The 15,876-nt window shown below is 48.9% G+C and carries 13 protein-coding genes, 2 tRNA genes and 1 pseudogene; 12 read left to right on the forward strand and 4 right to left on the reverse strand.

Features of this window, described 5'->3' with window-relative positions; all coding sequences use genetic code 11:
* Positions 1-121: 121 nt before the first annotated feature.
* A tRNA-Lys gene (locus tag BIY29_RS12595) sits at positions 122-197 on the reverse strand.
* A gap of 330 nt (positions 198-527) precedes the next feature.
* Between BIY29_RS12595 and cycA the strand changes: the two genes are divergently transcribed.
* Entirely contained in the window at positions 528-1,931 is a 1,404-nt protein-coding gene (gene cycA, locus BIY29_RS12600; protein WP_121575469.1) for a D-serine/D-alanine/glycine transporter, read from the forward strand.
* 186 nt (positions 1,932-2,117) lie between these two features.
* Here the strand turns inward: cycA and BIY29_RS12605 are convergent, their stop codons facing one another.
* Both BIY29_RS12605 and BIY29_RS12610 read right to left on the reverse strand, forming a co-directional pair.
* Positions 2,118-2,384 (reverse strand): sigma-S stabilization anti-adapter protein IraP, encoded by a 267-nt coding sequence (locus BIY29_RS12605; RefSeq protein ID WP_121575470.1) that lies wholly within the window; start codon positions 2,382-2,384, stop codon positions 2,118-2,120.
* A gap of 462 nt (positions 2,385-2,846) precedes the next feature.
* A pseudogene (locus BIY29_RS12610) lies at positions 2,847-3,113 on the reverse strand (LysR family transcriptional regulator); the annotation flags it as partial.
* A gap of 380 nt (positions 3,114-3,493) precedes the next feature.
* On the opposite strand from BIY29_RS12610, the gene BIY29_RS12615 reads away from it, so the two are divergent.
* Positions 3,494-3,569: transfer RNA gene (locus BIY29_RS12615), tRNA-Asn, on the forward strand.
* A gap of 494 nt (positions 3,570-4,063) precedes the next feature.
* Here BIY29_RS12615 and BIY29_RS12620 read toward each other — a convergent pair.
* On the reverse strand, positions 4,064-4,606 hold the full coding sequence (locus tag BIY29_RS12620; RefSeq protein ID WP_121575471.1) for a chorismate mutase: 543 nt from the start codon (positions 4,604-4,606) through the stop codon (positions 4,064-4,066).
* 488 nt (positions 4,607-5,094) lie between these two features.
* Here BIY29_RS12620 and BIY29_RS12625 point away from each other — a divergent pair, with 488 nt between their 5' ends.
* From BIY29_RS12625 to BIY29_RS12665, 10 genes are all read left to right on the forward strand, one after another.
* Entirely contained in the window at positions 5,095-6,252 is a 1,158-nt protein-coding gene (locus BIY29_RS12625) for a hypothetical protein (RefSeq protein WP_121575472.1), read from the forward strand.
* Between the two features lie 158 nt (positions 6,253-6,410).
* Positions 6,411-7,772: a type III secretion system effector XopQ gene (xopQ, locus tag BIY29_RS12630; protein WP_240630122.1), complete on the forward strand. Its 1,362-nt coding sequence runs from the start codon at positions 6,411-6,413 to the stop codon at positions 7,770-7,772.
* 388 nt (positions 7,773-8,160) lie between these two features.
* The gene (locus BIY29_RS12635; protein WP_240630125.1) at positions 8,161-9,561 is read left to right on the forward strand and encodes an amidase family protein; all 1,401 of its coding nucleotides are present in this window, start codon (positions 8,161-8,163) and stop codon (positions 9,559-9,561) included.
* A gap of 526 nt (positions 9,562-10,087) precedes the next feature.
* Positions 10,088-11,806 (forward strand): nitrilase-related carbon-nitrogen hydrolase, encoded by a 1,719-nt coding sequence (locus BIY29_RS12640; RefSeq protein WP_205680340.1) that lies wholly within the window; start codon positions 10,088-10,090, stop codon positions 11,804-11,806.
* A gap of 11 nt (positions 11,807-11,817) precedes the next feature.
* Positions 11,818-12,981: a transporter substrate-binding domain-containing protein gene (locus BIY29_RS12645; protein ID WP_240630128.1), complete on the forward strand. Its 1,164-nt coding sequence runs from the start codon at positions 11,818-11,820 to the stop codon at positions 12,979-12,981.
* A 20-nt stretch (positions 12,982-13,001) separates the two neighbouring features.
* Entirely contained in the window at positions 13,002-13,613 is a 612-nt protein-coding gene (locus BIY29_RS12650; protein ID WP_147437156.1) for an ANTAR domain-containing response regulator, read from the forward strand.
* Positions 13,614-13,992: 379 nt separating this feature from the next.
* Entirely contained in the window at positions 13,993-14,607 is a 615-nt protein-coding gene (gene nthA, locus BIY29_RS12655) for a nitrile hydratase subunit alpha (protein ID WP_121575475.1), read from the forward strand.
* A gap of 24 nt (positions 14,608-14,631) precedes the next feature.
* Positions 14,632-14,949, forward strand: a complete 318-nt coding sequence (locus BIY29_RS20865; protein ID WP_276310292.1) for an SH3-like domain-containing protein — start codon at positions 14,632-14,634, stop codon at positions 14,947-14,949.
* Positions 14,946-15,299 (forward strand): SH3-like domain-containing protein, encoded by a 354-nt coding sequence (locus BIY29_RS20870; RefSeq protein WP_276310293.1) that lies wholly within the window; start codon positions 14,946-14,948, stop codon positions 15,297-15,299. The genes BIY29_RS20865 and BIY29_RS20870 overlap by 4 nt, the downstream gene beginning before the upstream one ends.
* A 21-nt stretch (positions 15,300-15,320) precedes the next feature.
* Positions 15,321-15,806: a nitrile hydratase accessory protein gene (locus tag BIY29_RS12665; protein WP_121575476.1), complete on the forward strand. Its 486-nt coding sequence runs from the start codon at positions 15,321-15,323 to the stop codon at positions 15,804-15,806.
* Positions 15,807-15,876: the final 70 nt, after the last annotated feature.

Consider the following 15,876-nt stretch of genomic DNA (forward strand, 5'->3'; position numbering starts at 1 on the left):
GGATAGTTTTTATGTTATATGCACTTTAATGATCTCAATAGAAGAATAACCGTACCAATTGAGAAAGTCATAGGTCAGAAGCGGCAGAAAAGAGTAAAAACGATGTAATTCATTGAAATGTTGGTGGGTCGTCGGGGGCTCGAACCCCGGACCAATTGATTAAGAGTCAACTGCTCTACCGACTGAGCTAACGACCCAACGGCGTGGATTATTCTCCACTTAGCGGCAAGTGTCAAATATTGACATTGGTTTTTTTCTTATTTTTTACATTCTAAAATTATATTGTGAGCAATGTGCAATTTTGCTAGTCTTAAGTCCGCTTCGTCTGTTCCCTTCATATTACAATATGCTATTTACTCAGGGCAAAAAACATACAGAATTACACATGCCCTTATTCATCGTATTTACACCAGCCGCGCCTTAAATCTGTACAGAAGTTGCGCTAGTTTATCCGTGCCCATATTAGTAAATGACGGAGCCGTTCAAAAGCTCAAACCCACATCACATAAAGAAGGAAATTGTATTAAATGGTAAATCAATCAAAAGAGGTGGCAGACCTTACAGGGTCTGGAGGTGACGGGCTACGGCGAAACCTGACTAACCGTCACATTCAGCTCATCGCCATTGGAGGAGCCATTGGTACCGGGTTATTTATGGGGTCAGGAAAAACCATCAGCCTGGCCGGGCCGTCGATCATCTTCGTCTATATGATCATTGGCTTTATGCTATTTTTCGTTATGCGGGCGATGGGGGAGTTGCTGCTTTCTAATCTGAATTATAAATCATTCAGTGATTTTGCTGCCGACCTGCTCGGCCCCTGGGCTGGTTTTTTTACCGGCTGGACCTACTGGTTCTGCTGGGTTGTTACCGGTATCGCCGATGTGGTGGCTATCAGTGCTTATGCACAGTTCTGGTTTCCCGACCTGTCACAGTGGGTATCTTCATTACTCTGTGTTCTATTATTACTCACACTTAATCTGGCAACAGTAAAACTGTTTGGTGAAATGGAATTCTGGTTTGCGATGATCAAAATTGTAGCCATCGTTGCCTTAATTATTATTGGTGTGGCGTTGGTAATGATGAAGTTTCCTTCACCGTCAGGATCAGTCGCCTCGTTTAATAACTTATGGAACGATGGCGGTATGTTTCCCAAAGGCATCGGAGGATTTTTTGCCGGATTCCAGATAGCCGTATTCGCTTTCGTTGGGATTGAACTGGTAGGAACAACAGCTGCGGAAACGAAGAACCCAAGCGTCGTGCTTCCCCGTGCGATCAACGCGATACCGCTTCGTATCATCATGTTCTATGTTTTTTCATTAATCATGATCATGTCTGTTACGCCGTGGAGCGCGATAGCCGCAGATCGCAGCCCCTTTGTTGAAATGTTTATATTGGTCGGGTTTCCCGCCGCAGCCAGCGTGATTAACTTTGTGGTACTGACATCTGCTGCATCGTCAGCCAACAGCGGCGTGTTCTCCACCAGCCGGATGCTGTTTGGGTTAGCTAAACAAGGAGATGCGCCAAAACGTTTCAGTATGCTGTCTAAACGCGCAGTCCCTTCTGCAGGACTACTGTTTTCCTGTACCTGCCTGTTATTCGGTGTGATATTAATTTACCTGATCCCAAATGTGATGACGGTATTTACCCTGGTAACAACCGTTTCAGCTATTCTGTTCATGTTCATCTGGAGCATTATTCTCTGCTCATACTTGGTATATCGCAGAAAAAGACCTCAGTTACATGCAAACTCCCAATATAAAATGCCTTGGGGTATTTTTATGTGCTGGATTTGTCTGGCATTTTTTGCCTTTGTGATCGTTCTGTTAACTCTACAGCCTGATACCCTACAGGCGCTGGTTGTAACACCATTATGGTTTGTTATTCTGGCGATAGCCTATCAGGTTATTCGGAAGAAAAAACAGCAGGCATAAGATAAATAATAACCATTACAACACACAAAGGACGCTGGTCAAAAAAATCAGCGTCTTGACTTTTTAACAATTCGTATAGAATACATTAATCTTATCAATATATGAGATGGGTTATTATTATAAAAAACGGGAATAAAAACTATAACACCCGCTAATTAATGCAACTAAGATAATAATACAATAGAATTAATTTCTTAATGAAGTGGTAGTAAACCGGTTAATATTGCGAGTTAATAATTCGACTGCTAAGTAAGTATCTTCACCTTTACTTTGAGTCACTTCTGCTAATACGCCCTCCACCTTTTTTGTTAATGTATTCATTTCATTATCGTCTAGCATTGAAACAATGGCAAACACTAGCATTTCTAACGATTCGATTTTGGCATGAAGTTCTTTTTCCCCGACCTCTTTTTCTGCCAGTCTTATTAAGAGTTGAGAGAGAAGATTATTCATTTGAACTCCTTAATCAAAGAAATAACTGCCATACATCCCGATAGGCACCAACAGGACGCCAGTAATGGGATAAGAGAAATCATTACAGGGATTAATGTAACACTTAAACCAGTGCTACTGCTAGAGTATATCGCAACTTTGGTATCATCACATTCATAGGATGACGATAAAACGAGGAAAGATGAAATAGATAAACAAAATAGTATTTTTAAAAATCCTTTTTATTTTAAATAGATCCAAGCGATTTCAATATGCAGGAATGCGGTAAGTGAACAACTCATCAGGAGTTAAAGTTACTACGTGGACGGGATGACAAATCTGCCCAAAACAGATTTGAAGGCTGCTTGCATCGCCACAAGTTCGAAGCCCAGGTAAAGCATGAAAGCCAATACCCTTGCACTTGAAAGATGACGGGTATAGCCAGCCATCACGCAATGACTGGCTACTTAAAATTTATACGTTTACCGACTGCCTGGCCCCGTTCACTGCACTTTTGGCCTGCTCGCATTGGTACAAAATAGTTTGTGCGTGCGAATAAAGAATTTTCCCCGCTTCTGTGGGAGTAACTCCACGTCTGCTACGTACCAGCAACTGTTTTTCAAGCTCACTCTCCAGCGTAGCGACCTGCTGGCTCAGCGCCGGTTGCGCAATGTGCAACAACTCAGCAGCCTGGGTCAGGCTACCGATATCAACGATTTTAACAAAATATTTGAGCCGTCTAAGATTCATTTCTGCCTCCTGAGTAGTTACCCCAAAAAAGGTAGCAAGATCCGCGCCATATTGTGAACGCGTATCGATGAAAACCTGATACATGGTTGATAAGCCACGGGTAAAATAAGGAAAAGGAATGGTTCACTGATCAAACCAAACTAGCTGGAAGTGAAAAATATCGATTTCTCTCCATCTGGGTATGCACCACGCCAATGCAACTATTGCTATCTTAAGGTGCAGGTTCTGATACAAAAGTAAAGCAGTCACATCAAATCCACACGCAACTTGCGCACTAATTTCAATATGTTGATTATTACTTCAGCAATCAGTCGCCATAAAGCATAACAGCCTTTGACAAGGTGAAATGCTCTCGTTATTATCCCCCGCAGTTAACCGATTCCTCTGTAGTTCAGTCGGTAGAACGGCGGACTGTTAATCCGTATGTCACTGGTTCGAGTCCAGTCAGAGGAGCCATTTTAGAGAAAGCAGACGTTCACAGACGTCTGCTTTTTTGCATTTAATCAGTTGGTTATCCTCTTCTTCAGGTTTACTCTCGTCCACTAAAAACCACTCGAAGCCATACCCTTTTGCTGGTAAAAATACGGGTAAAGCTGGTTTACTACTAAAACCACATGGTCAGAAGATTATCAGCGTTCTGTATGGACACGACTCGAAACCTTATATCTTTGATCGGTGTAGTGACCTGCGTTTATAAATGGTCAAACCTGCATTTATCGCACTTTTCAGCCCCCATTAGCTGCAACCAGCGCAGGTACTAAACCCACGATACCTGCAAATAAACCTGCATTCATCTCCACCGACCTGCATTCCATTTTTGCCAACCCAAAATAGCTGAAAATAAAAACTTACAGGCAGAAATCAGCTTTGGAGTAGGTCTTTTTTCATCATCGGTGACAATTTAATCAGTATGTTGCAGTTCGGTGAGTGTATTCATTCTTTTATAAAGGCTATTTTTTCAACGTAATTTGTTTCAATGAATACCACAAGCGTTCTTTATCGCTAGCTTTTAAGTGAGTCTGGTCAAGCTGTTGGATAAAGCTGGTTTTGTCGTTAAATCGCTCACCCTTAGATAATTTGGTACTAACATCGGTAAGAATGTCGGTGTTTAAGACGCTAATTTTTGATCTTACCTGCTCCAGAGAGGCAGGTTGCCAACCTTTTTCCGGCACAGATAGCCAGTCAGCACGGTAGCGATATTGAATCGCCTTGGCAGCATCCATTTGCGCTTGTATGAAGGGTTTTACTGACTCACCCTCTAACCTCAACTTTTCTGCCTCGAGCACTGAGCTGGACAATACTCTGGCTTCCTGAGGTAAATCTTCAATGGCAAGATGATTGTTCGCTTTGTAGCCTGCGACATCCTTCATGTAAGACAAACGCTTGTTAATCAATGAGGCCACTTCGTCATTTTGTGTTAGCCTCGCCATAGCGGTCGCAGAAAAAAATAATCCAGCCAAAAGCAGCAGTCCTCCAGATGCTTTACTTCCCATTTAAAGCCACCTCTTTTTCAATTAGTCGGTTCACATATATAATCAAAACCAAATTTCACATAAAGTTATTCCCTGACATAATAGCGCCCTGTGTTACAAGTACTGGTTCGATACGGTTTGCGACCATATATCCGGCGTCATAAGTAGGTAAAGTTACCTGCGCCATTATGTTATCCGAACCCTGTTTCCTTATCACTACACCGGTATACGATTCCCCTGGTCAACTTCAGGCTGTTACAGGGGCGGTAGCCTACATTAGGAATGGGCGTCCATCACACCACCACATGTCCTTTTTCAACGCGAAAATACGCTAATCACATGCATGAGTCATTGTAAGCCAATTAATTTTAAACCAGGCAAGGGAACTATACTTGCCAGTTTCATATTCAAGTAATGTTCATAAGGAAAAACCTTAACGTGAGTTTTCGCTCTACTCAGTGTTAAACCCTTAGTGAAACTAACCCCAAAACTTTACTTGAAGGATACGCATGAGAATCAACAACACCTTTTCCGCAGTCACCAATAACCCACTTGATACACCGCCAACGAGTGCCGACCAAATTACAGTGGCGCCAAGCCGTTCTCCTGACCAGTTGAACGAGTTATACAACTTGGCATCCGCCCGCGCTAAAGCAATCACCTATGGGGAGCGCGTTCGCGAACAAGTTCGTGTGCAATCAGTCGCACCAGGAATAATCCAGACGACATTAAAACCGTTAAAGCAAGGTGAAGCATCTCTTGCCAGCGATAATGCGCCGCTTACACGCATTCAAAACTTTTTGAAAGAGCAATCTGTGTATACCCGTCTGACTGTGGTAGGTGGTGCCCCGGCGACAAATGTGATTGGCACCAAAGAAGGTGGTTTGCCGGAGCACCCCGAGGAGTTAACCAAAAATACGCCCGTCCCTTCGGCTATTGTCAACGGCGGATATTTCATACACAGGGCAGGCTTGATAGGTGACGATGGAAAACAAATCACCGACATCGGCGCGCCGATCGGCCCAACGTCGCACCGGGGGGATCATCAACCTATCTCCAAGATCTGGAAGCAGTACTACGGACAAATCAAGATTAATGGCGAGACCGGTTTGTGCAGCGGGCCTCTGCTAGCTCGAAACGGAAAGCTGGAAGCCATCCCCTTCGGAGACCATAAATTTCTATATCGGCCAGACGGGAAGAATGAAAACGAGCTTAACAAATATGGCGGGTCTATGACGCCATCGGGTGACCCGATCGAGCGATCAGCGATTAGTGTTAACAGATCCGAAACGGGAACAGGTGGTGATGTCATCATGCATACGCTAACCGCCGGAGGAAGCCGAAAAAATGGCGCCACGATGGCAGTTTGGCAAAAACTTACCCAGATCGGCGCAATCTCCGCTCAAGGTTATGCTCATTCGAGTGGGATGGGAGGCAATACGTCCACGCTCGCCTTAGATGGCGGCGGTTCGACGTACCTTGGCCTACGAAATGAGAATGGCGTAACCACGCTGGTACATGGTCGCGGAGGAATTTCGGGCGATTCCATCCGGCCAACACCCAACGTCATTGTTTCGACACCTGTACTTCAGGGGCAAAATGCGGTTCCAACGGGGGGCGGCGGCGGACATATTTCGATCGATCAGGCACCACAAGACGAAAATTGATTAGGAACTAAGCATCTGTATTTACCACTTATTTTTATGGATCGTCGCAGGTGAAAAAACAATGAAAAAGTTTTTTAATCTTTATATTTATCCTCTGATTAATCGATTGCTATGAAAATGTCTTTCGGATGATTTAATAAACAGGCTGGTTATTACTAATGACTAAAATATCAGACACTCGCTCCCTTTCTATTGCACAATACGAAAGAGGGTCTTACGACGCTCAGGTTTCGAGCATTCAGGAACCGCTTTCCCACAATGCTGATATAAGTGAAGCTAACGGTAATCATCCGCTCAGACGTAGCCATTCTCTCCCGACGCAGCATCAAAGAAATAATTTAATGTTGCAACTCGGCAGTCACGGACAGGCAGCTTTAAGCGCGACAGAAAAAAGCGTATTGGCAGAATTATCGATTAAAAGACCTGCGGTTCCCCACAATATAATTCTTTTTTCCGATCCCAATAAAGATCCTGATGATGTAGTGACATTTACTATTGCAAAACAACTGCAGTCGATGGGATTTGTCAGGGTTAGGGATGCCATTATTACTCTTGGTTCTCCGAATGTCCGTGAAGCCAGGGCGCAAATGGCGAAAGGGGTGTTTAACTCTCTGGGAATGCGGGGGGTGAATGTATATATGGGTAAAGATTACCCGATGGATGATAAGCAAATAAAGGACCATTCAAAATTTTTACCCGAAGGCCTGAAATTACGTGCACCTGACAGGATGATTAGCGGAAAGGGTGAAGAGTCAGTTAAAGCCCTTGAGCTAAGGCTTGCTTCAGCCCAAAAGCCGGTACGGCTCGTGGTTATCGCCGGAATGACGGATGCAGCGGCTTTAGTAGAAAATCATCCCGACCTTATGAAAAAAAAGGTAGATATGGTGACGGTGATGGGGGGAATAAGTAATGACAGGAATTTAAACGAACACGTTCAGCCAGACAAGCGGGCATATAATAATACTGCTGATCAACATGCCGCAGAGACGTTTTACCTCCGGGTGCAAGAATTGGGTATTCCTCTGCGCATTATCAGTAAAGAAGCCGCTTATAAAACCGCGGTTCCCCCTTCTTTTTATGAAGCGATGGCAGTTAATCATCACCCTGTTGGCGATTACCTGAAAGATGTGCAGAAAAATGCTCTGAAAGGGTTATGGGAAGGCGTTAATGCAGGGCTGTTGCCTGGGTTATCACGTGAATGGTTTTTCCATACTTTTATCTCAGAAAAAGATGATCTTCCTTCAGAGGAACCGGCATCCTTCGAAGATATTTGGCCAAACGTGACTCGCCTTAACCTCTATGATCCACTGACATTGCTTGCTACGGTTGATGCATCGACTGATTTGCTGATGACGCCGAAAGTTTTGCCTGACACAGGAAAAAGCAGGGTTGAACTTGTGAGTTCTGATGAAATCCGTGAACCGGAAAAAGCACGTTTATTACTGACGGCTTTGGCAAAAACCGCGTTGCAGACTCCTGATCCCGCGCCACAATCACACGACGCCAGTATGCGCCTATAAAACGGCAAACAACACGAGTTTGAAAGCGCCTGTTCCCCCCGCTATTGGTCAGTGTTTGCCGGCGGAGCGGAACTCCTCTTTTCAGGGTACTATTTAAGTGCAGCCTCGCTTTAAGGTGCATAGTCAACACCCGGCCTGAATACACAACACACAAATATATGTCATGGTATGGTTTTTGCTTGGTAGTGATCGCTGGCAGTTTTTTTATTATTTCACACCGGAGAAAGATATGTTCAGAGTTCGACACGCATCAGCAGGGGTTGCGTTGGCAGTCCTGCTTTCTTCTTTTACAGTTAGTGCAGCGGTAACTGACGCTCAGATTATAAAAATGGATCTTCAGCAACTGAGAACCGCATTAGATCGCAAGGAAATCACATCAGAAGAAATTTTGAACGCCTATATAAAAAAAATTACTGAAAACAATCACCAGAACCAAAACATCAATGCCGTTATAACCATGAATGAACAAGCCTTAACGGAAGCCAGGACGTGGGATGAGCAAAATAAGGGGCAGAAAAAAAATCCTCCGCTGGCAGGAATACCCTTCCTGGTAAAAGACAACTTCAACACCAAAGGTATTTTAACAACCGGGGGTTCTGTAGCGCTGGAAACATCCAAGCCGGACAGTAACGCGTTTGTTGTACAGAAACTGCTGGACGAGGGAGCCATTCTTCTTGGCAAAACAAATATGTCTGAACTGTCGGCCTCATACGGCTGGTTAGGATACAGTTCTTTCGGCGGCCAGACGCTTAATCCGCTAAATACGCTTCGGGATGCGTCAGGCTCCAGCAGCGGATCGGCAGCGGCGGTGACGGCTAATTTCGCTCCCTTTGCGCTTGGCACCGACACCAGTGGTTCTATCCGTGGCCCGGCCAGTGTGACAGGTAATGTGGGTCTACGCCCGACCCTCGGGCTCACCAGCCGTTCTGGGATTATCCCGCTTTCGCTTACCTCGGATAACGCGGGCGTCATCACGCGCACCGTTCAGGATCAAGCCATCGTGCTTGATGCCATCCAGGGCGAGGACAAAGCCGATGCCGCCACTCTCCAGGTCAAGCGCGCTGACAAGCCATTCGCCCTGGATCTGAATAGCAGCTATCTGAAAGGAAAACGAATAGCCGTCGTGGATAATTTTGACGGAGGCAACCCGGACGTCGATAACATTAAGAAACAGGCTGAACAAACGCTTGAGCAAGCCGGGGCAAAAATCACCCATATCACCCTGCCGAAAGAGTATGAAAACCTCTGGGGGCTGGTGCTGGGGCCGGTTGGTACGGCAGAGTTCCGACCGCAGTTTGATGCCTATCTGGCATCACTTCCTGACGGACAACCCCAAAATACCAGCGAGTTCATGAAGCGCCTCAGTTCCATGACAGATAATGGCACTCTGAAAATAAATCCCGCCCGATACAAAGGGCTACAGGAAAGCGCCAACTCGAAAACAACCGACTCACCGGAATATATCAGCATACTCAGCAATACCATTCCGAAGCTGAGAGCTGAATTAACCGCGATTATGACGAAAGGACAATATGATGCATTCTTTTTTCCTACTATGAGTTGCCCCGGCTCTGTTGTTAATGGAAAAAGCGATCCTTCTTATATTTGCAAATCGTCCGATGCTTATGCGGCGTCTTATATTGCATCTTCCACGGGTTTTCCTGAAGTAACCGTACCCGCAGGCAGAGCAACCGCAAATATGCCGGTGGGAGTCTCTTTTCTTGGTCTGGCGGGAGAGGATGAAAAGGTGCTGAAACTGGCTTACTCCTTTGAAAAACACTCACATTAGCGAAGCAATAACTGCCAACTTTATCATCGCCGGGGCTACCGCAAAATCCGCTTTGTTGTCGTGGTAGCTCAACGCCACATCGATGAAACACCGGTTTGGCGATTACTTCGGAAAAGTGGCCTGCAATCCCGCCCTCGGAGGTTAAAGGGGCGGGATTACCCACACCGACCTCCCCTTACTATCGAGGATAACCGTTGCACGTTAGCTGGCCCCACTATCCGATCCACGACACCATAAAAGTGCATGGTGAGCGCGCCTGCACCACTAAAGCGCACCGCCACGGGGAAATATCACCCGGTGCCCTTAGCCGGATTGGGCTAGCTGTTGTTGTTAATATTTTGATCTGAATCAATTTTAAAAAAAATAATTCATCTGGCATGTGTTTTGCTTGAATGATAGACATCAATGGACGCCTCTCTCACCCCTATAGCGGAACCCAGGGCGTCATAACACAGAAATCTGGCAAAGATGCCCTGTCAACGTAACCGTTGATGGGGCTTTTTTTTTACCCAAGGAGCGCGTGAGAATGATCAAAGAACCTGTTTCCGTCGCTGCAATTCAGTTTGAACCCACCCAATTTCGTAAAGAAGAAAATATTCTCAGGCTTCTTGCACTCACTGAAGACGCTGCGGCGCATGGCGCACGGCTTATTGTTATGCCTGAAATGAGCACCACAGGCTATTGCTGGATGGATCGGGAAGAAGTGGCCGACTATGTTGAAACCGTACCCGGCGCCACCACCGAGCGCTTCGGCAAGATTGCGGCAGACCATCAATGTTATCTGGTCGTCGGCTTGCCGGAAGTCGATGCGCAAAGTGGACTCTATTATAACTGCGCGGTACTGATCGGCCCCGAAGGGATCATCGGCAAACACCGCAAAACCCATCCTTATATATCGGAACCCAAATGGGCGGCGAACGGTGATTTAGGCCATCAGGTGTTTACCACCCCGCTGGGCAATATTGCACTGCTGATCTGCATGGATATCCATTTTATTGAAACCGCCCGTCTGGCCGGATTGCAGGATGCAGACGTTATTTGCCATATCAGCAACTGGCTGGCCGAGCGGACTCCCGCCCCTTACTGGATTAACCGCGCTTATGAAAATGACTGCTATCTTATCGAAAGCAACCGCTGGGGGCGGGAACGCGGCGTTCAGTTCAGCGGCGGCAGTTGCATCATTGATCCCAACGGCCACATCCAGTCCTGGCGCGACACTGGCGACGGCATCGTCTACGGCCAGTTGTACCCCGGTGATCGGCAGCGCGGTTTCCTGTCTGAACGGCGACCGGAACTCTATAAAGAGCTGATGACCCATACTTTTATGTGGAATCCTCTGGATTTCTTCGGTCTGTACGCCACCAAACCCTTACCCGCAGGCAAACATTCGCACATTGCCGTCGGGCAATTCGAACCACAGAACGATATCTCCGCCAATCTACAGCAGATTGAGCAACTGGCTGTCAGGGCAAAAGCGCAAGGCGCTGAATTACTGACGTTGCCCGAACTTTGCCTCACCGGGCGCTATCACTCCCCGGCGGACGCCATCGGCCTGCACCATCCATCTATTGCTTTCCTGATGGATCTGAGTGCGCACTTGCGGCTGTATCTGTTGGCGGGTATGGCGGAGGAAGCCAGCGACGGTCGCCGTTATAACTCGGCGGTACTTATCGGCCCGGACGGCCTGCCGGGCGTGTACCGGAAAATCCACTTGACCGAAGAAGACAAATGCTGGGCCACCGCAGGTCACGAATGGAAAACTTTCGATATTCCCTGTGGACGCATCGGGCTGCTGATTGGTCACGATATCAATTTCCCCGAGGCCGGACGCATACTGGCAATGCGGGGCTGCGACATTATCGCCTGTCCGGCGGCGCTCGATCTGCCAGGGCCGACGGATCATCCCGGCACCCGCGTGCCACACGACTATCCCATTGCCACCGGCGCATCCCGCTATCACTGGCTGCTCACCAGAGTGCGGGCCGGGGAGAATAATGTCTATCTCAGCTATGCCAATGCCAATCCCTCTGGACTTAGCGGCATATTCGGGCCGGATACCTTTGTCTGGCCGCGGCGGGAGGCGCTGGTCATTGAGCCACAGGATCTGGCGGTGCTGGAGATCGATACCAGTAATCTGGATTCGGTGTATCCCACCAATGTGGTGCGCCGCAAAGATTTGATCGCCATGCGCCAGCCGCATTATTACCAGCCGTTGATTAACGCCGTGGTCAGTGCAAGAGATTAAGCGGGGTGACTATGTTTTCAGCAGACAGCTACATTATGCCGGGTGATCGCCGCGCCAAAGCCACGATCCCCGTAGGCATACTCTATTCGGTATCCGGCCAGTATGGCGGCATCGGACGCGAAATGCTCAACGGCATTATGCTGGCCATTGAAGAAGTGAATGCCAGCCGCCGCTTCAATTTTACGCTGGCGCCGGTGGTCTACGATCCGGCCTGTAATCTGGACAACTACTACCGCTATTGTCATGACCTGTTATACCGGCACGGGGTCAAACACATCGTCGGTTGCTACACCTCCGCCTCACGCAAGCTGATTTTGCCGCTGGTCGAAGGAGCAAACGCCCTGCTCTGGCATACCGCCCGCTATGAGGGATTTGAAAGCAGCAACAATGTCATGTATCTGGGCGCAGTGCCTAACCAGCACGTCTTGCCGATGCTGTCCTACGTTATCAATCACTATCCTGCCGAGATCTACCATGTCGGCTCGAACTACATCTGGTCGGAAGAAATTGACCGTATCATCCGCGACGCGCTGGAAACCCAGGGTGGCGCCATGATCCACAGCCAGTTTCTGGCGCTGGGGGACACCGAGGTAGAGCAGGTTATTCTGGATATTATCCATCGGCGGCCGCCGGTGATTCTGGTGACGCTGGTCGGCATCTCGGCCTACCGGTTCTACCGCGTTTGGAAAACGATGGAGCAAGATTATGAATTCCTGCGCTCACAATCCATCGTGCGGCTTAGTCTGACGCTGTGCGAGTCGGAAGTGGCGCTGGTCGGCGCCGATGCGCTGGAAGGCTATCTGGTTTCCGCCGTCTACTTCCAGAGTATCGAAAACGAGCAGAACAGCCAGTTTATCCAACGCTATCGCCGTCGTTTCGGCGAGAACGCCACCACCACGGTGGACGCGGAAGCCGCCTGGATGTGCGGGCATTTTTTAGCCAAGGCGATTAACCGCTGCGGCAGCGACGAAACATCACAGGTGCGTGAAGCCGTGTACGCCGAAAGTCTGTCGGCGCCGAACGGCGTGACCTGCATTAACCGGGAAAACAATCATGCCAGCCTGACACCGCGTCTGGCCCGGCTAGGCAAAGACGGGCGCTTCCAGATTCTTTGGCAGTCGCCGGGGCCGGTCACCCCTGATCCCTGGTTAACCTGGTCTGACTTTTCGCTATAGCAAGCGGTGCGAGGTGTAAGGTGCAAGCGACAAAAAAACGACTGATAGTGCGAGGATTGAAAATTGCGCTTTTCGGCTGTTCACCTCGTGATGAAAAGAATCTGCTATCGCAGTTTCAGCGTCTTGGCATTCAGGGTAGTAGCTTCGTGGATTATCATGATGACGTGTTTCGCGATCGCTATGACAGTGTGATTTTTGATTCAGACAACAGTGTGCTGATTAAACAAATCAGTCAGGGTAGTTGGCCGTCGTTGCCCAAAATCGCCCTGATGGGACTGGAAACGCCATCGCGGCTGTCATGGGTCATCGATCAGGACGTAGATGGCTGCCTGCGTAAGCCGGTCAAAACCGATGGCATTTTGTCCACCATCATTCTTGCCCGGCATCACTTTGAACGCCATCAGGCGCATCAGGACATGCTCAGGCAACAGGAGATCCGTATTCGTTCACGGCGGTTCCTGTTATCGGCACAGTTATTATTAATCAAGGAGTTAAATTACAGTGAACAGCAGTCCTATGACCTATTGCGGCGTCTGGCGACCGAACAGCAGCAAACGGTAGAAGAGTTCTGCATTATTTTTTTATCGCGCCAACAGGAATGGCTCGTAATGTTAAAATCGCGCCAGGTGTGACAGCACGGCAATGGGCGCGTCTGAGTACTGCGTAGATACGGATATCATGCACCAGAATAGTGATGGCGGCGCACTTAAACAGAACATCCACCCCGATTAATTCAGGAATGATTATCTGCACCACAGGGGAAAGTCAGTTTAAATTCAATGCATTAAGCAATAAATAACACATAAAAAACATTGGCACCCATTTTGCTTAACATAGTTATCATGTAAAGCGTTATTTTGGACGGACCTGCTTTATCACCAGTTAGTGTAAACATAACGTCGGCAAAGATGCCCTCGCAGCTCACCAGAGTTGCCGGGGCTTTTTTTTTTGCACGGCTTTCAGCAGCCAGCGTGCATTATCTGGCGCCAACACCAGGAAAGAGGAAAGAGCATGAGCGATATTCTGGAACCCACAACACCGCCGAATATTCCGACTTTACGGATTAAAGCCATTCAATCTTTATTGATAGAAAAAGGCTATCTCAAAGCGGAAGCGGTGGATGAAATCATCGACATTTTTGAACATCGTTTCGGCCCGAAGAATGGCGCCAAAGTAGTAGCCAAAGCCTGGAGCGATCCGTCCTATAAACAACGGCTGCTGGATGACGCCACGTCGGCCATTGCGGAACTGGGTTTTACCGGGCTGGAAGGCGCCCACATGTTTGTGGCCGAAAATACCGACCAGATCCATAACATGGTGGTATGCACCCTCTGTTCCTGCTATCCGTGGCCGACGCTGGGCCTGCCGCCCACCTGGTATAAAGCGCCGCAGTACCGTTCACGGGCGGTGATCGAGCCACGGGCGGTGCTGGCGGAATTCAATGTGCACTTACCGGACAGCGTTGAAATCCGGGTGTGGGACAGCAACGCGGAAATCCGCTATATGATCCTGCCGCAACGCCCGGTCGGCAGCGAAAACATGAGCGAGGATGAACTGGCCGCCCTGGTTACCCGCGACTCGATGATCGGCACCGCCCTGCTTGCCCCGGTAAGCCAGGCCCGATAACCCAAGCCCGAACAGGAGAGAAAGATGAATTCGATTCATGATGTAGGTGGTATGCATAACCTCGGCCCGGTGGCGATCAATCCCGACGAGCCGGTATTCAAAGCGGAATGGGAAAAGCAGGTCTTTTCCACCATCGGCCTCTATTTTGCCGGCGGACTCTGCCCTATCGACGAATTCCGTCACGCGATTGAAGTGATGGATCCCGCCGAATACCTCAGTACGCCTTATTACGTGCACTGGTATCACGCGATGGAAACGCTGGGCATCGACAACGGACTGTTCACCCGTGAAGAGTTGGAACAGAAGGTACAACAGTTGGCACAACTGGAGAAAGCATCATGAATATCCTGGAAAAAGATCAGGTTTACCCTGCGGTGCAAACCAACCCGGTCTACGTGCGCCCCACCGACTTGCCGATACGTTTTGCCGCAGGCGATAAGGTTCAGGCCAAAAACATCAATCCGCTCGGCCATACCCGCCTGCCACGTTATGTCCGAGGCAAAGTGGGCACCGTCATCCGTCACCACGGTTCGTTTGTCTTTCCCGATACCTACGCCCACGGCAAAGGGGAAAATCCGCAGCATGTCTACAGTGTGCGCTTCGAAGCGCAGGAGCTGTGGGGGGAAGAGGTTAAGGAGAACACTGCGGTTTATCTCGATCTCTGGGATGACTATATCACTCCGGCAACCTGAGTAACCTGAGAGGAGAACAGCATGACCACCCTGACTACAACGCCGTCCCCCCTGCCCGTTCAGGACGAGCCGGAAATGGCGTTTGGCGAACCCTGGCAGGCGGAAGTCTTCGCCACCGCCCTGCAACTGTCGCGCAATGGCCTCTATGGCTGGAGCGAATGGGTGCAGGTATTTTCCGCCTCCATCAGAGAGCAGCCGCAACGGACGGACGAGACAGCGGCGCAAGCCTACTATCGTCAGTGGCTGACCGCGCTGGAAACGCTGCTGCAACAGAAATCGCTGTTATCCGGCGAGGATGTCGAAACGCGTCAGGCATTGTGGCACCTGGCCTATCTGCATACGCCGCACGGGCAGCCCGTATCTCTGCATCGCGTGGCGCATATCGCCGATCCCTGCGTCACCCTTGACCGGGTCGGGGAGACGCATCCGGCACATCACCATCACAGCCACACGCATGAAGGCCGGATAGCCCCCACGCCGATCGTGGTGGTTCCGGGAGTAGTCTGATCGCGGTCTGTACGCCAGGGAACGGCGTTAAGCGCATGAAAAGATGATGATATAGCGGCCTGATTCGGGC

Origin of the sequence: Brenneria alni, from assembly GCF_003666245.1 — a bacterium.
In the GTDB taxonomy this organism is placed as follows: domain Bacteria; phylum Pseudomonadota; class Gammaproteobacteria; order Enterobacterales; family Enterobacteriaceae; genus Brenneria; species Brenneria alni.

What these genes read in the sequence shown, in the direction of transcription:
- BIY29_RS12665 (WP_121575476.1), top strand. Translation starts at nt 15,321, where the DNA reads ATGACCACCCTGACTACAACGCCGTCCCCCCTGCCCGTTCAGGACGAG.
- BIY29_RS12605 (WP_121575470.1), bottom strand. Translation starts at nt 2,384, where the DNA reads ATGAATAATCTTCTCTCTCAACTCTTAATAAGACTGGCAGAAAAAGAG.
- BIY29_RS12620 (WP_121575471.1), bottom strand. Translation starts at nt 4,606, where the DNA reads ATGGGAAGTAAAGCATCTGGAGGACTGCTGCTTTTGGCTGGATTATTT.
- BIY29_RS20870 (WP_276310293.1), top strand. Translation starts at nt 14,946, where the DNA reads ATGAATATCCTGGAAAAAGATCAGGTTTACCCTGCGGTGCAAACCAAC.
- BIY29_RS20865 (WP_276310292.1), top strand. Translation starts at nt 14,632, where the DNA reads ATGAATTCGATTCATGATGTAGGTGGTATGCATAACCTCGGCCCGGTG.
- xopQ (WP_240630122.1), top strand. Translation starts at nt 6,411, where the DNA reads ATGACTAAAATATCAGACACTCGCTCCCTTTCTATTGCACAATACGAA.
- cycA (WP_121575469.1), top strand. Translation starts at nt 528, where the DNA reads ATGGTAAATCAATCAAAAGAGGTGGCAGACCTTACAGGGTCTGGAGGT.
- nthA (WP_121575475.1), top strand. Translation starts at nt 13,993, where the DNA reads ATGAGCGATATTCTGGAACCCACAACACCGCCGAATATTCCGACTTTA.
- BIY29_RS12640 (WP_205680340.1), top strand. Translation starts at nt 10,088, where the DNA reads ATGATCAAAGAACCTGTTTCCGTCGCTGCAATTCAGTTTGAACCCACC.
- BIY29_RS12645 (WP_240630128.1), top strand. Translation starts at nt 11,818, where the DNA reads ATGTTTTCAGCAGACAGCTACATTATGCCGGGTGATCGCCGCGCCAAA.
- BIY29_RS12625 (WP_121575472.1), top strand. Translation starts at nt 5,095, where the DNA reads ATGAGAATCAACAACACCTTTTCCGCAGTCACCAATAACCCACTTGAT.